Origin of the sequence: Mesorhizobium sp. M0778 (assembly GCF_040320105.1) — a bacterium.
GTDB lineage: Bacteria > Pseudomonadota > Alphaproteobacteria > Rhizobiales > Rhizobiaceae > Mesorhizobium.
Window position 1 is genome coordinate 207,364 of record NZ_JAMYPA010000008.1, and the last position, 19,978, is coordinate 227,341.

21 protein-coding genes are annotated in these 19,978 nt (G+C 62.5%); 17 read left to right on the top strand and 4 right to left on the bottom strand.

Annotation, left to right across the window (positions count from 1 at the left end):
* Window positions 1-70: 70 nt before the first annotated feature.
* The 5 genes from NKI22_RS14190 to NKI22_RS14210 all read left to right on the top strand — a co-directional run bounded on the left by NKI22_RS14190 (window position 71) and on the right by NKI22_RS14210 (window position 4,183).
* Complete coding sequence (locus NKI22_RS14190) at window positions 71-865, top strand: thymidylate synthase (protein WP_352482986.1); 795 nt, start codon at window positions 71-73, stop codon at window positions 863-865.
* Between the two features lie 274 nt (window positions 866-1,139).
* A complete protein-coding gene (gene modA, locus NKI22_RS14195) occupies window positions 1,140-1,931 on the top strand; it encodes a molybdate ABC transporter substrate-binding protein (RefSeq protein ID WP_031194508.1) in 792 nt (263 codons plus the stop codon).
* Between the two features lie 15 nt (window positions 1,932-1,946).
* Entirely contained in the window at window positions 1,947-2,651 is a 705-nt protein-coding gene (gene modB, locus NKI22_RS14200; protein WP_023720814.1) for a molybdate ABC transporter permease subunit, read from the top strand.
* The gene (modC, locus tag NKI22_RS14205; protein ID WP_352851048.1) at window positions 2,648-3,760 is read left to right on the top strand and encodes a molybdenum ABC transporter ATP-binding protein; all 1,113 of its coding nucleotides are present in this window, start codon (window positions 2,648-2,650) and stop codon (window positions 3,758-3,760) included. Before modB ends, modC begins: the two co-directional genes overlap by 4 nt.
* Window positions 3,761-3,841: 81 nt before the next feature.
* Complete coding sequence (locus tag NKI22_RS14210) at window positions 3,842-4,183, top strand: winged helix-turn-helix domain-containing protein (RefSeq protein ID WP_023676697.1); 342 nt, start codon at window positions 3,842-3,844, stop codon at window positions 4,181-4,183.
* Between the two features lie 33 nt (window positions 4,184-4,216).
* On the opposite strand, the gene cobF is transcribed toward NKI22_RS14210, so the two are convergent.
* The gene (cobF, locus tag NKI22_RS14215) at window positions 4,217-4,990 is read right to left on the bottom strand and encodes a precorrin-6A synthase (deacetylating) (protein ID WP_023720812.1); all 774 of its coding nucleotides are present in this window, start codon (window positions 4,988-4,990) and stop codon (window positions 4,217-4,219) included.
* Between the two features lie 141 nt (window positions 4,991-5,131).
* On the opposite strand from cobF, the gene NKI22_RS14220 reads away from it, so the two are divergent.
* The 5 genes from NKI22_RS14220 to NKI22_RS14240 all read left to right on the top strand — a co-directional run bounded on the left by NKI22_RS14220 (window position 5,132) and on the right by NKI22_RS14240 (window position 10,538).
* Window positions 5,132-6,142 (top strand): DUF4424 domain-containing protein, encoded by a 1,011-nt coding sequence (locus NKI22_RS14220; protein WP_352495175.1) that lies wholly within the window; start codon window positions 5,132-5,134, stop codon window positions 6,140-6,142.
* A complete protein-coding gene (locus NKI22_RS14225) occupies window positions 6,142-6,660 on the top strand; it encodes a dihydrofolate reductase (protein WP_023720810.1) in 519 nt (172 codons plus the stop codon). The genes NKI22_RS14220 and NKI22_RS14225 overlap by 1 nt, the downstream gene beginning before the upstream one ends.
* 160 nt (window positions 6,661-6,820) lie before the next feature.
* Window positions 6,821-7,915 carry an FtsH protease activity modulator HflK gene (gene hflK, locus NKI22_RS14230; protein WP_023720809.1) on the top strand — a complete coding sequence of 365 codons (1,095 nt, stop codon included), beginning with the start codon at window positions 6,821-6,823 and terminating at the stop codon, window positions 7,913-7,915.
* Window positions 7,915-8,877, top strand: coding sequence for a protease modulator HflC (hflC, locus tag NKI22_RS14235; protein WP_023720808.1), 963 nt, complete (start codon window positions 7,915-7,917; stop codon window positions 8,875-8,877). The genes hflK and hflC overlap by 1 nt, the downstream gene beginning before the upstream one ends.
* 143 nt (window positions 8,878-9,020) lie before the next feature.
* Window positions 9,021-10,538, top strand: a complete 1,518-nt coding sequence (locus NKI22_RS14240; protein WP_023720807.1) for a DegQ family serine endoprotease — start codon at window positions 9,021-9,023, stop codon at window positions 10,536-10,538.
* A 47-nt stretch (window positions 10,539-10,585) separates the two neighbouring features.
* Here the strand turns inward: NKI22_RS14240 and NKI22_RS14245 are convergent, their stop codons facing one another.
* Both NKI22_RS14245 and serB read right to left on the bottom strand, forming a co-directional pair.
* The gene (locus NKI22_RS14245) at window positions 10,586-11,158 is read right to left on the bottom strand and encodes a GNAT family N-acetyltransferase (protein WP_023720806.1); all 573 of its coding nucleotides are present in this window, start codon (window positions 11,156-11,158) and stop codon (window positions 10,586-10,588) included.
* Window positions 11,155-12,042, bottom strand: a complete 888-nt coding sequence (gene serB / locus NKI22_RS14250; RefSeq protein ID WP_023720883.1) for a phosphoserine phosphatase SerB — start codon at window positions 12,040-12,042, stop codon at window positions 11,155-11,157. The genes NKI22_RS14245 and serB overlap by 4 nt, the downstream gene beginning before the upstream one ends.
* Here serB and miaA point away from each other — a divergent pair.
* The 3 genes from miaA to NKI22_RS14265 all read left to right on the top strand — a co-directional run bounded on the left by miaA (window position 12,032) and on the right by NKI22_RS14265 (window position 14,431).
* The gene (gene miaA, locus NKI22_RS14255) at window positions 12,032-13,000 is read left to right on the top strand and encodes a tRNA (adenosine(37)-N6)-dimethylallyltransferase MiaA (RefSeq protein WP_023720805.1); all 969 of its coding nucleotides are present in this window, start codon (window positions 12,032-12,034) and stop codon (window positions 12,998-13,000) included. The two genes, serB and miaA, sit on opposite strands and share 11 nt — an antisense overlap.
* A 104-nt stretch (window positions 13,001-13,104) precedes the next feature.
* The gene (locus tag NKI22_RS14260; protein WP_023720804.1) at window positions 13,105-13,899 is read left to right on the top strand and encodes a GGDEF domain-containing protein; all 795 of its coding nucleotides are present in this window, start codon (window positions 13,105-13,107) and stop codon (window positions 13,897-13,899) included.
* Between the two features lie 145 nt (window positions 13,900-14,044).
* Entirely contained in the window at window positions 14,045-14,431 is a 387-nt protein-coding gene (locus NKI22_RS14265) for an ester cyclase (protein ID WP_023720803.1), read from the top strand.
* A gap of 44 nt (window positions 14,432-14,475) precedes the next feature.
* On the opposite strand, the gene NKI22_RS14270 is transcribed toward NKI22_RS14265, so the two are convergent.
* Window positions 14,476-16,305, bottom strand: coding sequence for an ATP-binding protein (locus NKI22_RS14270; protein WP_023720802.1), 1,830 nt, complete (start codon window positions 16,303-16,305; stop codon window positions 14,476-14,478).
* A 151-nt stretch (window positions 16,306-16,456) separates the two neighbouring features.
* On the opposite strand from NKI22_RS14270, the gene NKI22_RS14275 reads away from it, so the two are divergent.
* The 4 genes from NKI22_RS14275 to NKI22_RS14290 all read left to right on the top strand — a co-directional run bounded on the left by NKI22_RS14275 (window position 16,457) and on the right by NKI22_RS14290 (window position 19,950).
* Window positions 16,457-17,023 carry a helix-turn-helix domain-containing protein gene (locus NKI22_RS14275; protein WP_023720801.1) on the top strand — a complete coding sequence of 189 codons (567 nt, stop codon included), beginning with the start codon at window positions 16,457-16,459 and terminating at the stop codon, window positions 17,021-17,023.
* Window positions 17,024-17,027: 4 nt separating this feature from the next.
* A complete protein-coding gene (locus NKI22_RS14280) occupies window positions 17,028-17,336 on the top strand; it encodes a hypothetical protein (RefSeq protein WP_352547049.1) in 309 nt (102 codons plus the stop codon).
* 61 nt (window positions 17,337-17,397) lie between these two features.
* Window positions 17,398-17,922: a GNAT family N-acetyltransferase gene (locus NKI22_RS14285; protein WP_352814678.1), complete on the top strand. Its 525-nt coding sequence runs from the start codon at window positions 17,398-17,400 to the stop codon at window positions 17,920-17,922.
* 231 nt (window positions 17,923-18,153) lie between these two features.
* Window positions 18,154-19,950 (top strand): acetolactate synthase 3 large subunit, encoded by a 1,797-nt coding sequence (locus tag NKI22_RS14290; RefSeq protein ID WP_352495182.1) that lies wholly within the window; start codon window positions 18,154-18,156, stop codon window positions 19,948-19,950.
* Window positions 19,951-19,978: the final 28 nt, after the last annotated feature.

Sequence of the window (19,978 nt, forward strand, 5' to 3'; positions counted from 1 at the left end):
CTCGCTTTGCTGTGTTCGGCCGACGGTCATTCGGCTATGATGGCTGACAACCCGAATCGGACCGGAGCCGATGCGCCAGTATCTCGACCTTCTGAAGCATGTGCTGGAAAACGGCGCAGATCGCGGCGACCGTACCGGCACCGGAACACGCTCGATATTCGGCTACCAGATGCGCTTCGACCTGGCCCGCGGCTTTCCGGTCACCACCACCAAGAAGCTGCACCTCAAGTCGATCATCCATGAGCTTTTGTGGTTCCTGGCCGGCGACACCAACATCAAATATCTCAACGATCACGGCGTCTCGATCTGGGATGAGTGGGCCGACGAGAATGGCGATCTCGGCCCGGTCTATGGCAAGCAATGGCGTTCGTGGCCGGACGGCCATGGCGGCGCCATCGACCAGATTGCGAATCTTCTGAAGGAGATACGCAAAAATCCTAACTCGCGGCGGCTGATCGTTTCGGCGTGGAACCCTGCCGAGGTAGAGGCCATGGCGTTGCCGCCCTGCCACTGCCTATTCCAGTTCTATGTTTCGGAAGGCAAGCTTTCCTGCCAGCTCTATCAGCGCTCCGCCGACATCTTTCTCGGTGTGCCCTTCAACATCGCTTCCTATGCGTTGCTGACGCTGATGGTGGCGCAGGTGACCGGATTGAAACCCGGCGATTTCATCCACACGCTCGGCGACGCGCATCTTTACTCGAACCATTTCGAGCAGGCGCGCGAACAATTGCGGCGTACGCCCAAGGCGTTGCCGACGCTATGGATCAATCCCGAGGTGAAGGATCTCTTTGCCTTCGGCTTCGAGGATTTCCGGCTCGACAACTATTTCGCCGACGCGACGATCAAGGCGCCGATCGCGGTTTAGCACCCTACCTGACTGTGCATATCGAAATTGCCTACTGCGGCTACGCCCTCGGACGTTGTCAGCATCCATCTTGATCGACCGACGTCTGTGGTGCGCGCAACAGATTCCATGCGATATTTTCTTCGACCTCGATACCGCTGTATCTAAAGGAGGTTATCGCAGGCGGAGAAAACCGCAGCTCAGAATGCCGTCGCCTGGTAAAGAGCCTTTCCTTGTTATGTTCACATGGATATATCGATGGACGGCTTCGGGCGATCCGAGACGAGGAGAGTTCATGCTGGCGCGCAAAGGTTCGACGACGATTGCCATCGCGGGTCTCGCTGCCATGCTGATGGCCGCGGTGCCGGCGGCCCATGCCGATGACAAGGTGGTCGTGTTTGCCGCGGCGAGCCTGAAGGACGGGCTCGATGCCGTCAACAAGGCCTGCGAGGCCAGTGTCGGCGAGGCGGCAACCATTTCCTACGCGGCGAGCTCGGCGCTGGCCAAGCAGATTGAAAGCGGCGCGCCGGCGGACGTGTTCATCTCGGCCGATCTCGACTGGATGAAATATCTTTCCGACAAGGAGCTGACCAAGCCCGACACCGAAGTGAAATTGCTCGGCAACCAGATCGTGCTGATCGCGCCGCAGGATTCCAAGGTTGAAACCAGGATTGAAAAGGGTTTCGATCTTGCCGGGCTCGTGGGTGACGGCAAACTTGCCATGGGCGATTTCAAGGCGGTGCCGGCAGGCAAATACGGCAAGGCGGCGCTCGAATCGCTCGGTGTCTGGTCTTCCGTCGAAGGCAACGTGGCGCAGGCCGAGAATGTGCGCGCCGCCCTAAAGCTGGTGTCGACCGGCGAGGCAGCACTCGGCATCGTCTATGCCACCGACGCGCATGCCGAGCCTGGCGTGAAGGTGGTCGGCACTTTCCCCGACAATACACATCCGCCGATCATCTATCCGGTTGCCCAGCTTGCGGATTCGAAGGGCAAGGATACCCCGGCATTCCTGAAATGCCTGCAATCCGCCAAGGCTGGCGAACTCTTCAAGGCGCAAGGTTTTACCGTGCTTGCGCCGAGCAACTGACGAACGGCCCTGAGCATGAGCTGGCTGCTGGATCTCGCTCCCGACGAATGGAATGCGGTCCGACTGTCCATCAAGGTGGCGACCGTGGCGATGATTGCCAGCCTGCCGCCGGGCGTAGCGATCGCTCTTGTGCTCGCCCGCGGCCAGTTCTGGGGCAAGACGCTGCTCAACGGGCTGGTGCATCTGCCGCTGATCCTCCCGCCGGTGGTGACCGGCTATTTGCTGCTTTTGACTTTCGGCAAGCGCGGTCCGGCCGGAGCTTTCCTGGCCGAACATATCGGCATCGTTTTTTCCTTTCGCTGGACCGGCGCCGCGCTCGCCTGCGGCGTGATGGGTTTTCCGCTGATGGTGCGGGCGATCCGGCTGTCGATCGAAGCGGTCGACCGCAAAATCGAGGCGGCCGCCGGCACGCTCGGCGCCAATCCATTATGGGTGTTCGGCACGATCACGCTGCCGCTGATCCTGCCCGGCCTGATCGCCGGTGCGATCCTCTCCTTCGCCAAGGCGATGGGCGAATTCGGCGCGACGATCACCTTCGTCTCCAACATTCCGAACGAGACGCAGACGCTGCCGTCGGCGATCTACACTTTCACGCAGGTTCCCGGCGGCGACGCCGGCGCGCTCAGGCTGACGCTGATCTCGATCGTCATCTCGATGGCGGCACTGGTCGCCTCGGAAGTGCTGGCGCGACGCGTCGGCCGGCGGATGGACATCGAATGACGGTTCAGGTCGACATCAGCCACCGGCTTGGCGATTTCGCCGTCAATGCCCGCTTCGAAAGCGCCGGGCGGCTGACTGCGCTGTTCGGGCCTTCCGGCTCCGGAAAGACGACGCTGATCAACCTGATTGCCGGGCTGATCCGCCCCGACAAAGGCCGTATCGCGGCCGACGGCCGTGTGCTGGTCGATAGCGATGCCGGCTTGTTCATGCCGAAGCACAAGCGGCGGATCGGCATGGTGTTCCAGGACGCGCGGCTGTTTCCGCATATGAGCGTGGCGAGCAATCTGCGCTATGGCCGCTGGTTCACGCCGGCTGCTGAGCGCTACGCGGATATCAATGGCGTGGTCGAACTGCTCGGGATCGGCCATTTGCTCGACCGGCGGCCGGCAAAACTCTCCGGTGGCGAGAAGCAGCGCGTGGCAATCGGCAGGGCGCTGCTTGCCAGTCCGAAATTGCTGCTGATGGACGAGCCGCTGGCGTCGCTCGACGAGGCGCGCAAGGCCGAGATCTTGCCTTATATCGAGCGGCTGCGCGACGAGACGAAAATCCCGATCGTCTATGTCAGCCACTCGATCGCCGAAGTGGCGCGGTTGGCGAGCGACGTCGTGGTACTGATGCAGGGCAAGGTCGCTGCTTCCGGTCCAACCGGAGTGATCATGCAGCGTCTGGATCTATTGCCGGCCGAAGAGCGCGGCGAGGGCGGTGCCGTGCTGGATACCGCGGTTCTGCGCCACGACGAGGCGTTTGGCATGACCGTGCTTGGCTCGGCGGCGGGCGAGATCCGTGTGCCGCTTCTGGCAACGCCGGTCGGTGCGCCGGTGCGCGTCCGCATCCGCGCCCGCGACGTGATGATCGCCACCGAGCAGCCGGTTGGCCTCAGCGCGCTCAACATATTCCCGGGCGCGATCATGGCGATAAAGCCGGGCGAAGGGCCTACGGTCGAGATCGGCATCGACTGCAATGGCGCAACCGTGCTTGCCCGCATCACTGAACAGTCGCGGCAGACGCTAGGGCTCCAGCTTGGTCGAAAGGTCTTCGCGGTGGTCAAGACGGTGAGCTTCGACCGGGCAAATACCGGCGCCGGCCTCCCCGGCGAGGCGGATGGGTGAACGGCCGATGATTCGCTATATCGTGTTGGAATAGCGGTATCGCTGGAGAACTTGTAGAATGGCGTGACCGCGGAGGAGCAAATGCCGTCGCTGAGCTTGCGGATAAATCTCGATCCAGATGGCCGCATCGGGCCGGGCAAGATCGAGCTTCTGGAACAGATCGCTGCCTTCGGCTCGATTTCGGCCGCGGCGCGCGGCATGGAGATGTCCTACAAGCACGCTTGGGATCTGGTCGAGGACATGAACCGCGTGTTCGGCAAGCCGCTGGTTGCGGCACAGACGGGCGGCAAGAAAGGCGGTGGCGCCCAATTGACGTCGGTCGGGCTTGCGGTGGTCAGCCGCTTCCGCGCCATCGAGCGGGCTGCGTCTTCAGCAGCGGCGGCGCATATGGAGGCGCTGCAGGCCGAGATCGATGCTGCGTGAACTCGGCGGAATTCATGCCGCGCTCAATCCCTGTCACTCCTCAGGCTCGCCCGGCTTGCGCAGCAGATAGGTGTCCATGATCCAGCCCTTTTTCCGGCGGGCCTCCTCACGAGTGCTGACGATCTCGTCGCTGACGTCGCCAATCCGGCCCGAGATGATGATCTCGTCGGGTGTGCCGAGATAGGCGCCCCAGTGGACGCTAACGTCCTTGTCGGCCAGCGTGTTGAAGGCGCATTTGCCGTCCAGCATGACGATGGTGCTGCCGGCGTTTTCGGGCAGACCTTCCTCGGCGAGCCGGCGGCCGGTGGTGATCAAAATGGCGTCGCCGATGCGGTTCAATGCCATTTTGTGACTGGCTGCGAGTGCCTGGATGGCGGTGATGCCAGGGATGACCTCCAGTTCGAACGCGACATTGCCTCTGAGGCGCACGCGCTCCAGGATACGCAGCGCGCTGTCATAGAGCGAAGGATCGCCCCAGATCAGGAAGGCGCCGCAGCCATCTTCGGGGAGTTCGCCGCGAATCAGGCCTTCATAGATCGCGGCGATCGCCTCGTGCCAGTCGTCGACGGTCGAGCGGTAGGAAGGCGCCGGCTCGGCGCGCACCGGCACATCGAATTCAACGCGGCGCGAGTTCGGATTGATGACGAAGCGGTCGCAGATCTGGCGGCGCAATTCGGCGAGATCGTTCTTCTTCGCGCCCTTGTCGGGGATGAACAGCACGTCGGCCCGATTGAGGCCGTTGATGGCCTGGACCGTCATGTGCTCCGGATTGCCGGCGCCGATGCCGATGACAAGAAGCTTGCGCATGAGCGAACTCCTGCCCGATCGAGACCGGCGTGTCTAGACCGACACGACAAGCCGGCACGCGCCGGCGCGTTTGCCGAAAGGCTTTGAAACGCCACATTGAACGGCTAGAGTCATGTTGGCATTTTCGCCGGGGGAGTTTCCATGTTCCGTTACGTCCTGACCGCAGCCTTGGCGCTCTCGGCTACGCCCGCACTCGCCAATGATTCGGTCGCCGAACTCGGCACCGGTGGGCTGATCCTGTCGCGCAGCGATGCGGTGGCGATGGAAAGCGAGGATCTCTACATCTCGCCGGAAAAGGTGACGGTCGATTACGTCTTCCGCAACAACACCGACAAGGATGTCGATGCGATCGTCGCCTTTCCGATGCCCGACATCGAAGGCGACCCCGAAGAAATACCGGCGATTCCCGAGGCGCAGAGCGACAATTTCCTCGGCTTCGAAGTGACGATCGACGGGGTGCCGGCAAAGCCGCAGCTCGAGCAGAAGGTGTTCGCGCTCGCCATCGACATCGGCGCCGACCTGGAGGCGCAGGGCGTGCCTTTCTATCCATTCGGCGATGCGGCCAAGGCAGCGCTGGCAAAGCTGCCGCAAGCGGTCACCGACGACTGGGTCAACCGCGGCATCATCATCGAAGACACTGCCGATGACGGTTCGGGCATGAAGACCGTCTATACGCCGTTCTGGCAATTGCGCTCGACCTATTGGTGGCGCTCGACCTTTCCGGCCAACAAGGCGGTGCATGTCTCGCATCGCTACAAGCCGAGCGTCGGCGGCACCTCCTCGGTCAGTTTCTTCTATGACGGCCAGTTCCAGGGCCAGTATGCCCCCTACAAGACCCGCTACTGCATGGATGACACGTTCGAGAACGCCGTGCGCAAGGCAGCCAAGGACGATCCCGACGGCTACCCCAAATATTTCGAGAACCGCATCGCCTATATCCTGACCACGGGCGGCAACTGGGCGTCGGGAAACATCGGCACGTTCAAGCTGACCGTCGACAAGGGCGATCCGAAGAACCTGGTCTCGTTTTGCGGCGAAAACGTCAGGAAGATCGGACCGACGACGTTCGAGATGAAGGCGCAGAACTTCTACCCCGAGCGCGACGTTGACATATTGCTGCTGGAGCCATCCGATGGCGGGAACGGCGGCTGATGGACCTCGCGATCTACGTCGCCATCGCCGAGAACGGCGTGATCGGGCGCGAGGGTGGGTTGCCGTGGCGGCTTTCCACCGATCTCAAGCGGTTCAAGGCCGATACGATGGGCAAGCCTATCATCATGGGCCGCAAGACCTATGAAGGCATCGGCCGGCCGTTGCCGGGCAGGCTCAACATCGTGGTGACGCGGGACAGGGCATGGCGCGCCGAGGGCGTAGAAGTCGCGCACTCGATCGAGGACGCAATCGCGCTGGCGACGGTGCGCGGGCGCTGCATGGCAGGCGCCGACGAGATCTGCGTCATCGGCGGCGGCGAGATCTATGCTCAGGCGCTGCCGCTGGCCGATCGGCTGCACGTCACCCATGTGCTGGCCGCGGTCGACGGCGACGCTCATTTCCCGCCGATCGACCCGGCACTGTGGCGGATAGTCTACTCACAGGAGGTTGAGGCCGGTGAGAAGGACAGCCATGCGACACGCTATTCGGTTTACGAGCGGCGCCGCGATGTGAATTGAAGACGACAAAGCGTCGCGACAGGTCTAAATGGACCCAAAGGCGGACTGTGACGGCAGCCGATCGCGTTGAAAGCGTGCCGTTGCATCCCTATAGAAGAATAATGTTGGATTTTGCGCCGGTGAGCCGGCGCTTGAGGGAATTCCAAGCGAAAGGACATTCATGCCCTGGAACGACAAGAGCGGCGGCGGCGGCCCGTGGGGCGGCGGCAACAATCAGGGACCTTGGGGACAGGGACCCAAGGGACCCAGCGGCCCGCAGGGCTCGCCTCCTGATCTCGAGGATATCATCCGGCGTGGGCAGGATAGGTTGCGGCGCGCACTGCCGGGCGGCGGTGGCGCGAGCCCGGCGGTGTTCGGGCTGATTGCTGCGGCGCTGGTGGTGCTGTGGGCGTTCAAGGCGGTCTACACCGTGCAGCCCGACGAAGTTGCGGTGGAGCTCAGGTTCGGCAAGCCGAAGGCGGAACTCTCGCAGCCTGGCCTGCATTTCCATTGGTGGCCCATTGAAACGGTCGAGACCGCCAACATCGCCGAGCAGCTTGTCAGCATCGGTGGCGGCAGCACCAGCGGCAATGGTCTGATGCTTTCCGGCGATCAGAACATCGTCAACGTGCAATTCTCTGTGGCCTATCAGGTTTCCGACCCGAAGGCCTATCTGTTCGACGTGTCCGACCCCGGCGGCATGCTGCAGCAGGTCGCCGAAAGCGCGATGCGTGAAGCGGTCGGCCGGCGCCCGGCGCAGGACATTTTCCGCGACGACCGGCAAGGAATTGCGGCGTCGGTGCGTGAGATCATCCAGACGACGCTGGACGGCTACAAGGCCGGCCTCAACGTCAACGCCATTTCGATCGAGGATGCCGCGCCGCCGCGCGAGGTGGCGGACGCGTTCGACGAGGTGCAGCGGGCCGAACAGGACGAGGACAAGTTCGTCGAGCAGGCCAATCAGTATTCCAACCAGAAGCTCGGCCAGGCGCGCGGCGCTGCCGCGCAGATCCGCGAAGACGCGGCCGCCTACAAGAACCGGGTCGTGCAGGAGGCCGAAGGCGAGGCGCAGCGCTTCATCTCGGTCTATGACGAATATGCAAAGGCGCCGGAGGTGACGCGCAAGCGGCTTTACCTGGAAACAATGGAGAGGGTGCTGAAGGATTCGAGCAAGGTCATCGTCGAGCAAGGCAATGGGCAAGGGGTCGTTCCCTACCTGCCGCTGCCCGCATTGCAGCAGAAGGCGCCGGCACCGGCCGCCGGAGGAAACCAGTGATGGCCAACCGTCTTCCCGTCATTGCGGTCATCGCCGCGGTCATCCTGTTCCTGCTCTATTCGTCTGTCTTCGTCGTCAATGCGCGCCAGCAGGCGCTGGTGCTCAGGTTCGGCGAAATCGTCGACGTCAAGAACCAGCCAGGCATCTATTTCAAGGCGCCGTTCTCCTTCTTCGATGCCGACACCGTGCAGCTGATCGAAAACAGGGTCCTGCGCTTCGACCTCGACAACATCCGCGTCCAGGTTTCGGGCGGCAAGTTCTATGAGGTCGATGCCTTTATCGCCTATCGTATCTCGGATCCGCGCGTGTTTCGCGCCGCGGTCTCCGGCCAGATCGAACTGGCCGAGGCCCGGCTGAGGACGCGTCTCGACGCCGCCTTGCGCCGCGTCTACGGCCTGCGCGACTTCGAGGCGGCACTCTCGGAAGAGCGCGCCGTGATGATGCGCGAGGTACGCGATCAACTGAGGCCCGACGCCACCTCGCTTGGCCTGCAGATCGAGGATGTCCGCATCCGCCGCACCGATCTCACGGCTGAGGTCTCGCAGCAGACCTTCGACCGCATGAAGGCCGAACGTCTCGCCGAAGCCGAGCGGCTGAGGGCGCGAGGCAATGAGGCAGCGCAGCGGATCAGGGCCCGCGCCGACCGCGAAGTGGTGGAAATCGTCGCCGAAGCGCAAAAAGAGTCTGAAATCCTGCGTGGTGAAGGTGAAGCCCAGCGCAGCGCGACGTTTGCCGGGGCCTATCAGCGCGATCCGGCCTTCTTCGATTTCTATCGATCGATGAATGCCTATGGCACGGCGCTGAACAGCACCGGAACGACGATGGTGCTGTCGCCGAATTCCGAGTTCTTCCGCTTTTTCCGCGACCCGAACAGCAAGGAAACGCTCGCGGCACCGGCGGCACCACCGCCAGCGCCGCCCGCTCCCGCCGCGCCAGCGGCACAGCCAGGCACCGGCCAGTAGGGCCGGTGCAGGGGAAGCCGGCGTAACGGAGGATTTATCCTCTGGCGGTAGCCGTAGCCGCAAACGTGCCTTATTTCTTGCCAACATGACGCGACGCGGCGTTTTTGCCGAAGCGCTTTTTTAGAACACCCGGAGGCCTTTCGATGACATCCACCACCCTTCTGCGTGCAGCGAGGCGGACGTTCATCGCCGGGGCCGCTGCGCTTCTGGTCGGCGCAGTTGCCGTTCCGTCGTTCGTGACGCCGACAGTGGCAGCCGACGGGCCACCCTCGGTTGCCGATCTCGCCGCCGGCCTGCTCGGCGCGGTGGTCAACATCTCGACTTCGCAGACGGTGAAGGGCACGGAGGGTCCGGGCGCCGTGCCGATGCCGCAGCTCCCGGAAGGCTCACCCTTCCAGGACTTCTTCGACGATTTCTTCAAGAACCGTGGCGGCGACAAGGGCGGCGGCGGGCAAAAGGTGCAGTCGCTGGGCTCCGGCTTTGTGGTCGACGCCGAGCAGGGCATCGTGGTGACCAACAACCACGTCATTGCCGATGCCGACGACATCGAGGTGAATTTCTCCGACGGGGTGACGCTCAAGGCGACGCTGGTCGGCACCGACACCAAGACCGACGTCGCGGTGCTGAAGGTCGATCCGAAAGGGCACAAGTTGACAGCGGTGAAGTTCGGCGATTCCAACACGATGCGTGTCGGCGACTGGGTGATGGCGATCGGCAATCCGTTCGGTCTCGGCGGCACGGTGACGGTCGGCATCGTCTCGGCGCGCAATCGCGACATCAATTCCGGCCCGTATGACGACTTCATCCAGACCGATGCCGCGATCAACCGCGGCAATTCCGGTGGACCGCTGTTCAACAGCAGCGGCGAGGTCATCGGCATCAACACGGCAATCATCTCGCCGTCGGGAGGCTCGATCGGCATCGGCTTCTCCATTCCGTCGCAGCTCGCCTCGGGCGTAGTCGACCAGCTTCGCCAGTTCGGCGAGACGCGGCGCGGCTGGCTCGGTGTGCGCATCCAGCCGGTGACCGACGACATTGCCGAAAGCCTGGGCATGGCGACCGCCAAGGGCGCGCTGGTTGCCGGCGTCATCAAGGGCGGACCGGTCGACAACGGCACCATCCAGGCCGGCGACGTCATCATCAAGTTCGACGGCAAGGACATCCATGAAATGCGCGACCTGCCGCGCGTCGTGGCGGAAAGCCCGGTCGGCAAGGCGGTCGACGTGATCATCGTGCGCAAGGGGGTCGAGCAGACCGTGAAGGTGACGCTCGGCCGACTCGAGGACGGCGAAAAGCTTGCCAGCGGCGGTGAAAACGGCAACACCGACCAGGACGATGCCGACAAGGCGCCTGCCGTTTCGACGGCTGCCGTGCTTGGCATGACGATCGGCGAGCTCAACGACGAGACGCGCACGAAATTCGGCATCGCCGCCGACGTCTCCGGCGTCGTCGTGACCGACGTCACCAAGGATTCAGCCGCTGCCGAACGCGGCATCCAGCCGGGCGAGGTGATCACCGAGATCGCGCAGGAATCGGTCGCCACGCCCAAGGACGTCATGGACCGGATCGGCGCGCTGAAGGAGCAAGGGCGCAAGAACGCGCTTTTGATGCTGGCGTCGAAGACCGGCGAGCTGAGGTTTGTGACAATCCGGATGGATTGAGTCCGGAAGAGCCTGTAACACTCTGATCTTGAAAAGAAAAAGGGCGGCTAGCGGGCCGCCCTTTTTCTTGCTTGCCAGTCTGTGCGTGACAGCCTGTAGAAGACATGTCGCCTGAGTGCGGTGTGGCTGTCCGGAACACCGGGATGGTCGAAGTCGGAGGCCGGGTCGGCGATCATGTTCAGGCGCTCCATGACGGCAGTGGACCGGCTGTTATCCTTGACGGCGAAGGACACGATTTCGTGGAGGCCAAGTCTTTCAAAGCCATAGGTGAGCCAGGCTTCGGCTGCTTCGGTGACATAGCCGCGGCCCCAGAATTCGGGTGCCAGCCGCCAGCCGATCTCGATCGTGCCGGGCGGCAGGAAGGGCAAATGATCGGTTCGGGTTATGCCGACGAAGCCGATGCATTCACCTGTGGCTGTGATCTCAGCGGCCGCGAAGCCGAAGCCGTTGCGATCGATAGCGGCGCGCAACTCCTCCATCTTGGCGTCAGCCTGGGCGCGGTCGCGGCGAAACGGAAAGAATTCCATGACGCGCTCGTCGGAATTGATGCGATGGAAGAGCTCGCGGTCACGATCTTCCCAGTTGCGCAGGATCAGGCGCTCGGTGCGGATCGGCGTCATTCGATAAATTCTTTCCGGCGATAACCCTGCAGATAAAGCAAGGCGGTGAGGTCGCCGTGGTCGATGCGGATCTTTGCCTCGGCTGCCACGGCCGGCTTGGCGTGCAAGGCGACGCCGATGCCGGCAAGACGGATCATGTCGAGATCGTTGGCGCCATCACCCACGGCAATGGCATCGGCAGGCGTCAGGCCGAGGCGGGCGGAAATCTCGATAAGGGCTTCGGCCTTGGCGGCGCGGCCGAGGATCGGCTCGGCGACCAAGCCGGTGAAGCGGCGATCCTGCTCGATCAGCCGGTTGGCGCGATTTTCGTGAAAACCGAGCAATGCTGCGATGCGGGTGGTGAAGATGTCGAAACCACCGGAGATCAGCGCCGTCCAGGCGCCGTTGGCCGCCATTGTCTGGACGAGCGTGCGACCGCCGGAGGCAAGCGTCAGGCGATTGTCGATGATGCGGTCGATGATTGCGGCATCGAGACCCTTAAGCAGCGCCACGCGCTCGCGCAAGGCCGGCTCGAATGCGATCTCACCGTTCATCGATCGCGCCGTGATGGCGGCGACGCGATCCTTGACGCCGATCTCGTCGGCAAGCTCGTCGATGCATTCCTGCTCGATCATCGTCGAATCCATGTCGGCGATCAGGACCTTCTTGCGCCTGTTCTCAGCCGGCTGGACGGCCACGTCGATGGGTTCGGAAGCAAGCGCGGCATGCAGGCGGGCCGTTATTTCGGAAGCTTCGGCGGTCTCCGGCAAATCGAGCTCGCAGGCGATGCCTTCGGCCAGCCAGCGAACAGCGCTTGCGCCGACCAACCGCGAGGCCATATTCGCTAGCGTCGGCGTCAATGCGCGGCCGGCGGGATGGGATAGAAGCGTGGCGATCAGCGGCATCGAAAATTCCAGCAGACAGGCGGGCGAAGGTCGCGTGAAGAACGCGATCCTGATAGCCGGGCCGACCGCCAGCGGCAAGTCGGCACTCGCACTCGACCTCGCCGAGCGCAATGGCGGTGTCATCGTCAACACCGATTCCATGCAAGGCTATTCGGTGCTCGACGTGCTGACGGCGCGGCCTGGTCCTGCCGAACTCGCCCGCGTCCCCCACTTTCTTTATGGACACGTCGATCCGTCCACCGCCTATTCCACCGGCGCCTGGTTGCGTGATGTCATGAAGCTGATCGACGACGGCACGCTTTCGGCGCGGCAAGTGATTTTCGTCGGCGGCACCGGGCTTTATTTCCGGGCACTCACGGAAGGTATTTCGGAGATGCCCGACATTCCGCAGTCGATCCGCGAGCGCTGGCGCTACGAGCTCCAGGAACAGGGCGCGGTGAGATTGCACCGCATCCTGTTGCGCGAGGATTCTGCGGCCGGCATGGTGCTGAAGCCGACGGATGGCCAGCGCATCGTGCGGGCGCTGGAGGTGCTCGACGCGTCGGGCCGTTCCATCCTGGACTGGCAGGCCGCGCGTGGCCAGCCGTTGATCGACAGAAGCAGCGCGCGCTTTTTCGTCATCGAGCCGGAGCGGGCGGCGCTGGTGGAGCGGATCGATGCCCGCTTCGACCGCATGCTGGACAAGGGGGCATTGGACGAGGTGAAGCAGCTTTCAGTGCTCGGCCTCGATCCCGACCTGCCGGCGATGAAGGCAATCGGTGTTCGCGAGCTTCAGGCCGCGCTGGCCGGCGCCATCAGTTTTCCCGAGGCTATCGAGCGTGCGAAGATCGCGACGCGGCAATATGCAAAGCGGCAGGCGACCTGGTTCAGGCACCAATTGGGTCCGGAATGGCACAGGTTGCGTCCCGGTGAGGGGATCAACTGGGTGATCTCACCCCCTCCTTCGAGCGCAACCTGAAAAGTCGACATCGAGGGGACATTTCGCGTTGAAGTTGTCCAGGTTAACTGTCCGTAAGCTCCCGCATGCCATAAGATCGATAGGAACTTTTCAACGGGGAGCAGATGCATTTCCACAAGGCGGAATCAGCGTTTTTCGTCTTTATTTTTGTGATCCTGGCCGCCGGCCTGGTGACGCTTTACGCCTATGGACTCCTGCAAACCCTGGCGGCCGACATTAGCAATACGCCTTCGGAACTCGATGAAATCGTCTATCTCAACAAGCTGCTGTTTGCGATCGGCGTGCTGCTGGCGACTGCGCTGTTCTTCGGCATTTTCTTCATCTATCCGCTGATCCGAAAGCAGGCGACGGAAGAAGGCAAGCTGCGCGCGATGACAGTTTCACTCAGTGCGCGCTCGGAGACGCTGGAGCATGCGGCGCTGACCGACAGCCTCACCGGCATGCAGAATCGGCGCTATTTCGACGATGCGCTGAAAGAATATCTCGAGGAGTTTCGCCGCATCGAAAAACCAGTCGGGCTGATGATCCTCGATCTCGACCACTTCAAGCAGGTCAACGACAGCCACGGCCACGATGTCGGCGACGAGGTGTTGCGGGCCGTCGCCAACTGTCTCAAGGACATGACACGCTATCACGACGTGGTGGCGCGCCTGGGCGGCGAGGAGTTCGCGGTGGTCACGCCCAATATGGACGCCGAGCTGCTATCCAAATTCGCCGAGCGCATCCGCAAGGCGATCGCCAGCATGTCGGTGCTGACAGGCAATGTCCGACTGAAAATCACCACCAGCGTCGGGCTTGCCGTCTGGGACCGCAAGGAAACCGCCGAGGAGTTCTATCGCCGCGCCGACCGCCAGCTCTATGAGGCAAAGAGGCAAGGCCGCAACCGCGTCTGCGCCTGAATCCCGTCATTAAATTCGTGATGCTGGAAATTCGGGATGCTGGCCGTCTGGTGCCGTTTTCTGCGCTTCCGGCGCTCGCAGACCGACGTCGCCAAGTAGGCTGAGACGGCGCCTTGCAAGGCTTGTGGGAGATAGAGGTGTTGCCGTGATCAAATCCGACCTCTCCGATCTTTACCGAGGCTATATTGCATGTCTGAACAAGCAGGATTGGCCAAATCTGGGGCAGTTTGTTCATGATGAAGCGATCCACAACGGTCGGCCGCTCGGATTATCCGGGTACCTCGAAATGTTGGAGAGAGACTTCGATGAAATTCCGGACCTTTACTTCGACATTCGGCTATTGGTTGCCGATCCGCCTTATATAGCGAGCCGGCTAAGCTTCAACTGCACCCCAAGGGGAACGTTCCTTGGGCTCGATGTAAGCGGGAAGAGAATTTGGTTTACCGAGAACGTATTCTATGAGTTTCAGAGAGGGAAAATTCGCCAGGTATGGTCCGTTATAGACAAGGCAGCCATCGAAGTTCAGCTTTGATGGTTGCCGACGCACCGATGAGGTCTGCCTAAACGTCGCTCGGCTCAATCGTTCTGGGGACGCAGGCCGAAGGTCGCCGGCTTGAGGCCGTAGCGCAAGTCGAAATCCTCGTCCCGCTGGGTACGTACGGCCGGCGGTTTGCGATAGTCGGAATCGCCGGCCTGCCGGCCCGGATCAATGACTTCCGCGAACGCCATTGCCTGTTGTGGTCTAGGCACGTTGCGCAGCCGTTCGACGATCGCAACGAGGTCGACATCGTTGCCGGTTTCGGAGGGCAAGGCGTCCTCGCGCTTGGCCGTGCCGGGGATCAAATCCTCGGAGAGTTTTTCGAATTTCATCCGCATCGTCGTCGCCACGCCTTCTCCGAAGGCAATGGCCTCGCGCTGCCCCATGGAAGACAGGAACGCCAGCGTCGAAGCCGAGGAATCGGCGATCGCCGAGCGGATGATCGCCTGGTCCTGCTCATTGGCGAGCCGCATGGCGAAGAACGTCGAGCACTGCGACAGGATGGTCGGATCAAGCTCGCCCGGGCGCTGGGTGACGACGCCGAGATAACAGCCATATTTGCGGCCTTCCTTGGCGATGCGCGACAGCGCGTGCCGGGTCGGCGCGAAACCGAGGCGCGGATCGGCCGGCATATAGCGATGCGCTTCCTCGCACAGGAAGAGCAGCCGCAAGCGGCCTTCGCTCCACAACGCCAGGTCGAACGCCAGCCGCGCCAGCACCGAGCATACGGAATTGACCACCTCGGACGGCATACCGGCCATTTCGAAGCAGGTCACCGGGCGGCCGTGATGCGGCACGCGGAAAATGTTGCCGATCGTCTCGTGAATGGTGTCCTCGATCAGGCGCGAGTTGAACATGAAACGGTAGCGCGGATCGGATGCCGCCGATTCGACACGTGTCTTCAGTGACCTGAGGGTTGGACGATCGTTCTTGCTTTCTAGCAATCCCATGCGTTCGTCGACCAGCTTGATGAGGTCGGCAATGCGATAGGGTACCGGCGCGTCGGCGGTCAGCGCGTCGGTGCTGCGCCGCAGGTAGTTGCCGGTGTTCGGATTGCGATAGAGGTTCTTGGCCGCGGGAATGAGATCGCGCAAGGCGTCGACCTCTTCCGGCACCGTCTCGCGGCCGCGAAACAGCACCTCGGCGAATTCCTCGAGTTTGAACATCCAGAAAGGCAGGTCGAGCGTCGTCGAATCGACCCTGAAGCAATATTCGGGCAAGGACGCGGCGAACTCGTTGTGTGGATCCAGGATGAGCACGCGCAGGTCGGGCCGGGCGGCGATCGACTTGCGCAAGAGCAGCGAGACGGCGGTCGATTTGCCGACCCCGGTCGTGCCGACAATGGCGAAATGGCGCGCCAGCGTATCGTCGATGGCAATATTGGCGTCGATGGCCTCGTCCTGCGACAGCGTGCCGATGGTAATCGAATGACGCCCGGCGAGATCGTAGACGGCCTGCAGGTCGCGGCTGCGGATACGATGGGCAATGGCGCCGATATGCGGATAGGTCGTGATGCCACGGTCGAACACCGGCTTGGCGCCGGGTTCGGCACCGTCGCGCACCTCTCCGATCAATTCGATGCTGACCTCGATCGGATTCTGGCCCTCGCTGCTCCAGGCGCGATCCGACTTGCCGATTTCGTAAACCAGGCCGACGGTTCGTGATGTGCCGAGATTGATCGAGATCATCTTGCCGACGCTCCATAGGCCGGTGACCGTGCCTTCGATATCGTCGGCATAGGCGCTGATGGTGGCTCGCGCGCCATCGCATTGCACGACATTGCCCAGAATCCGCTTGTCGTTCTGCTCCGCCCTGCGGCGCTCCAGCAAAGTCGGTTCACCAATGGAGGTTTCGCGTTCGACGAGCATGGACAGGCCGATCCCCTTTTCCCAAACAATGAGCCTAGGCGAACGGCGTTAAGGTGGGGTGAGGCCGGATGGTTTAGCGGACGTTAAGCGGTTTGCGAAAACTGGACGAAACGGCCGTTGCCGGAGCGCGTGATTTCGCTATAGTGGATGAATGGATAATATAGCGAACGATATCTCATCGATTATCGGCAGAAGGATACACGCCGAAAGGGTGGCTCGCAGCTGGTCTCTCGCGGAACTGGCGGAGCAGTCCGATGTCTCGAAAGCCATGCTGAGCACGATCGAGCGCGGCATGACGAGCCCGACGGCGGCGCTTCTTGTGCGCATTGCGGCCGCGTTCGGCATGACGCTTTCCACTTTGATCGCAAGGGCGGAGTTGCAAGGCGGTGGCCTGCTTCGCGAACGTGACCAGCCGGTCTGGCGCGATCCGTCTACGGGTTATGTGCGGCGGCACCTTTCGCCGGTTTCGGACATGCCGCTCGAACTGATCCGGGTCCAACTGCCGGCGGGCGCCAAGGTGAGCTTCCCGGCGGCCTCCTATGCCTTCATCAGACAACAAATCTGGCTGATCTCCGGGCAGCTTGAATTCATCGAGGGCGACGTCGTTCACAGGCTCGAGCCCGGCGACTGCCTGGCGCTCGGCGCGCCATCCGATTGCGTCTTCCACGCTCCGGGACCGGACGCCGCCGACTATCTGGTTGCATTGGCCAGGAGCTGAGACGATGGCGCGCCGTCCGAAACGCTCCGACAATGGCGGTCCGCCGCTCGACGACTACGACGGTCCGCCTTGGGGCAAGGGAGACCCCTATATCTTTCTTGCCTGGCGGACCGCCCATGCCCAGGCATGGAAAGTGCCGAGCCGCGAGATCATGCTGATGCGGCTGGACAAGGCCGAGCGGCTGGGCCTGACTTATGAGGAATACACGCTCGAACTGCTGGAACGCGGGCGACATCTGCAAGAGGAAGACGCCGAGCGCATCGGGGAAATCCGCCGAGCCAGGAAGCGGAAGCGGACCAGTCATTTCGGCTAACGGTGCAGGCCATGCTGCCGCTCGATGCACTGCCGTTCCCGTTGCACACAGAGGAGACCACATGGATTCAATAGAAATCAACCTGCTCAGCAATACTGCCGGAACGAAAAAAATGCTGGTCGATTTGCTGATCGGCACGGTTGCCGCCGGCGGCTCGGTCAGCTTCATGCATCCCTTGGCGCCGGAGATGGCCGCAGCCTTCTGGAACAAGTCGCTTCAGGCGGTCAACAGAGGCGAAAGGGCGGTGCTCGGGGCCTGGAACGGCGAGGCTCTGGTCGGCACCGTCACCTTGCTGCTCGACTGCCCTCCCAACCAGCCGCACCGGGCCGAGATCGCCAAGCTGATGACCCGCCTCAATTATCGCGGCAAGGGCGTCGCAACCCGCCTGATGGAGGCGGCGGAAGCCGTTGCCATGGAGAAAGGCCGCACGCTGTTGGTGCTGGACACGGCAAAAGACGAAGGGGCTTCCGGCCTCTATGAAAAGCTCGGCTTCACGCTGGGCGGCGAAATACCAGATTATGCGATGAAGCCGCATGGCGGGCTGACAGGCACCCTCATCTACTGGAAGCGCATTGGTACAGTCTGATCCTGCCCGCGCACATTCGCCGTTGACAGCACCATCAAACCAATTCTATTGTCCGCGACCATGAAAACGGCACTCATTCTCGTAGGAAAGCGCGTGGGCAAGGCGGTGTAACCGCCAGGCGGTGACCTCCCATGCGCAAGACACAGGCTCCCTCGGGGGCCTTTTTTATTGCCCGAAACACGACTAAACGACCAGCAATCGCCCGATGGCGAACAGTACGGGACCAGACCGATGAGCAGTGGACAGAATGAGCGGCGCGAAACGCCAAGAACCGAGATGACTGGCGCCGAAATGGTGGTGCAGGCGCTGAAGGACAATGGCGTCAAGCATGTTTTCGGCTATCCGGGCGGCGCGGTTCTGCCAATCTACGATGAAATCTTCCAGCAGGACGAGGTCGAGCACATCCTCGTTCGCCACGAGCAGGGCGCTGGCCACGCGGCGGAAGGCTATGCGCGCTCGACCGGCAAGGCCGGCGTCATGCTGGTGACCTCCGGGCCGGGCGCGACAAACGCGGTGACGCCATTGCAGGATGCGCTGATGGATTCGATCCCGCTGGTCTGCCTGACCGGCCAGGTGCCGACCTCGCTGATCGGCTCGGATGCGTTCCAGGAGTGCGACACGGTCGGCATCACGCGGCCCTGCACCAAGCACAACTGGCTGGTGAAGGACGTCAACCAGCTCGCGGCAACGATCCACGAGGCCTTCCATGTGGCAACGACAGGGCGCCCCGGTCCGGTCGTCGTCGACATCCCTAAGGACGTTCAGTTCGCCAAGGGCATCTATGTCCCGCCGCAGACGGCGCCGCGCACCAGCTACCAGCCGAAGGTCCAGGGCGACCTGGAGAAGATCAAGGCGGCGGTCGAGCTGATGGCCGGCGCCAGGAGGCCGATCATCTATTCGGGCGGCGGCGTCATCAATTCCGGCCCGGAGGCGAGCCATCTGCTGCGCGAGCTGGTCGACCTGACCGGCTTCCCGATCACCTCGACGCTGATGGGCCTTGGCGCCTATCCGGCGTCGGGCAAGAACTGGATGGGCATGCTCGGCATGCACGGCACCTACGAAGCGAACATGGCGATGCACGATTGCGACGTCATGCTCTGCATCGGCGCGCGCTTCGACGACCGCATCACCGGGCGGCTGACAGCGTTTTCGCCGAATTCGAAGAAGATCCACATCGACATCGACCCGTCTTCGATCAACAAGAACGTCCATACCGACGTGCCGATCATCGGCGATGTCGGCCGTGTGCTGGAGGATCTTGTGCGACTGTGGCGGGCAACCGCCAAGGCCGACAAGAAGGCGCTTCACCCGTGGTGGGAGCAGATCGCCAAATGGCGCGCGCGCGATTCACTCGCCTACAAGATGAACCATGAGGTGATCATGCCGCAATATGCCGTCCAGCGGCTTTATGCGCTGACCAAAGACCTCGACACCTACATCACCACCGAGGTCGGCCAGCACCAGATGTGGGCGGCGCAGCACTATCATTTCGAGAAGCCGAACCGCTGGATGACCTCCGGCGGGCTGGGCACGATGGGCTACGGCCTGCCGGCCGCGCTCGGCGTGCAGATCGCGCACCCGGATGCGCTGGTCATCGATATCGCCGGCGACGCTTCGGTGCAGATGACGATGCAGGAGATGAGCGCGGCGGTACAGCACGAGGCGCCGATCAAGATCTTCATCCTCAACAACCAGTACATGGGCATGGTGCGGCAATGGCAGCAGCTGCTGCACGGCAACCGGCTGTCGCATTCCTATACCGAGGCGATGCCGGATTTCGTCAAGCTCGCCGAAGCCTATGGCGGCCACGGTATTCGCTGCGACAAGCCGGACGAGCTCGATGACGCCATCAAGGAGATGATCGCGGTCAAGAAGCCCGTCCTGTTCGATTGCCGCGTGGCGACGCTCGCCAACTGCTTCCCGATGATCCCGTCCGGCAAGGCGCATAACGAGATGCTGTTGCCTGATGAGGCGACCGACGAAGCTGTCGCCAACGCGATCGACGCCAAGGGCAGGGAACTGGTGTAGCCTGGTTCAAGGAAGCTGTGCGGAAACA

Coding starts and splice junctions, on each gene's coding strand:
- NKI22_RS14280 (WP_352547049.1), top strand. CDS start 17,028: ATGGCGCGCCGTCCGAAACGCTCCGACAATGGCGGTCCGCCGCTCGAC.
- NKI22_RS14260 (WP_023720804.1), top strand. CDS start 13,105: ATGCATTTCCACAAGGCGGAATCAGCGTTTTTCGTCTTTATTTTTGTG.
- modA (WP_031194508.1), top strand. CDS start 1,140: ATGCTGGCGCGCAAAGGTTCGACGACGATTGCCATCGCGGGTCTCGCT.
- NKI22_RS14245 (WP_023720806.1), bottom strand. CDS start 11,158: ATGACGCCGATCCGCACCGAGCGCCTGATCCTGCGCAACTGGGAAGAT.
- serB (WP_023720883.1), bottom strand. CDS start 12,042: ATGCCGCTGATCGCCACGCTTCTATCCCATCCCGCCGGCCGCGCATTG.
- NKI22_RS14190 (WP_352482986.1), top strand. CDS start 71: ATGCGCCAGTATCTCGACCTTCTGAAGCATGTGCTGGAAAACGGCGCA.
- modB (WP_023720814.1), top strand. CDS start 1,947: ATGAGCTGGCTGCTGGATCTCGCTCCCGACGAATGGAATGCGGTCCGA.
- NKI22_RS14285 (WP_352814678.1), top strand. CDS start 17,398: ATGGATTCAATAGAAATCAACCTGCTCAGCAATACTGCCGGAACGAAA.
- hflK (WP_023720809.1), top strand. CDS start 6,821: ATGCCCTGGAACGACAAGAGCGGCGGCGGCGGCCCGTGGGGCGGCGGC.
- NKI22_RS14275 (WP_023720801.1), top strand. CDS start 16,457: ATGGATAATATAGCGAACGATATCTCATCGATTATCGGCAGAAGGATA.
- NKI22_RS14240 (WP_023720807.1), top strand. CDS start 9,021: ATGACATCCACCACCCTTCTGCGTGCAGCGAGGCGGACGTTCATCGCC.
- NKI22_RS14220 (WP_352495175.1), top strand. CDS start 5,132: ATGTTCCGTTACGTCCTGACCGCAGCCTTGGCGCTCTCGGCTACGCCC.
- modC (WP_352851048.1), top strand. CDS start 2,648: ATGACGGTTCAGGTCGACATCAGCCACCGGCTTGGCGATTTCGCCGTC.
- NKI22_RS14290 (WP_352495182.1), top strand. CDS start 18,154: ATGAGCAGTGGACAGAATGAGCGGCGCGAAACGCCAAGAACCGAGATG.
- NKI22_RS14210 (WP_023676697.1), top strand. CDS start 3,842: ATGCCGTCGCTGAGCTTGCGGATAAATCTCGATCCAGATGGCCGCATC.
- NKI22_RS14225 (WP_023720810.1), top strand. CDS start 6,142: ATGGACCTCGCGATCTACGTCGCCATCGCCGAGAACGGCGTGATCGGG.
- hflC (WP_023720808.1), top strand. CDS start 7,915: ATGGCCAACCGTCTTCCCGTCATTGCGGTCATCGCCGCGGTCATCCTG.
- NKI22_RS14270 (WP_023720802.1), bottom strand. CDS start 16,305: ATGCTCGTCGAACGCGAAACCTCCATTGGTGAACCGACTTTGCTGGAG.
- cobF (WP_023720812.1), bottom strand. CDS start 4,990: ATGCGCAAGCTTCTTGTCATCGGCATCGGCGCCGGCAATCCGGAGCAC.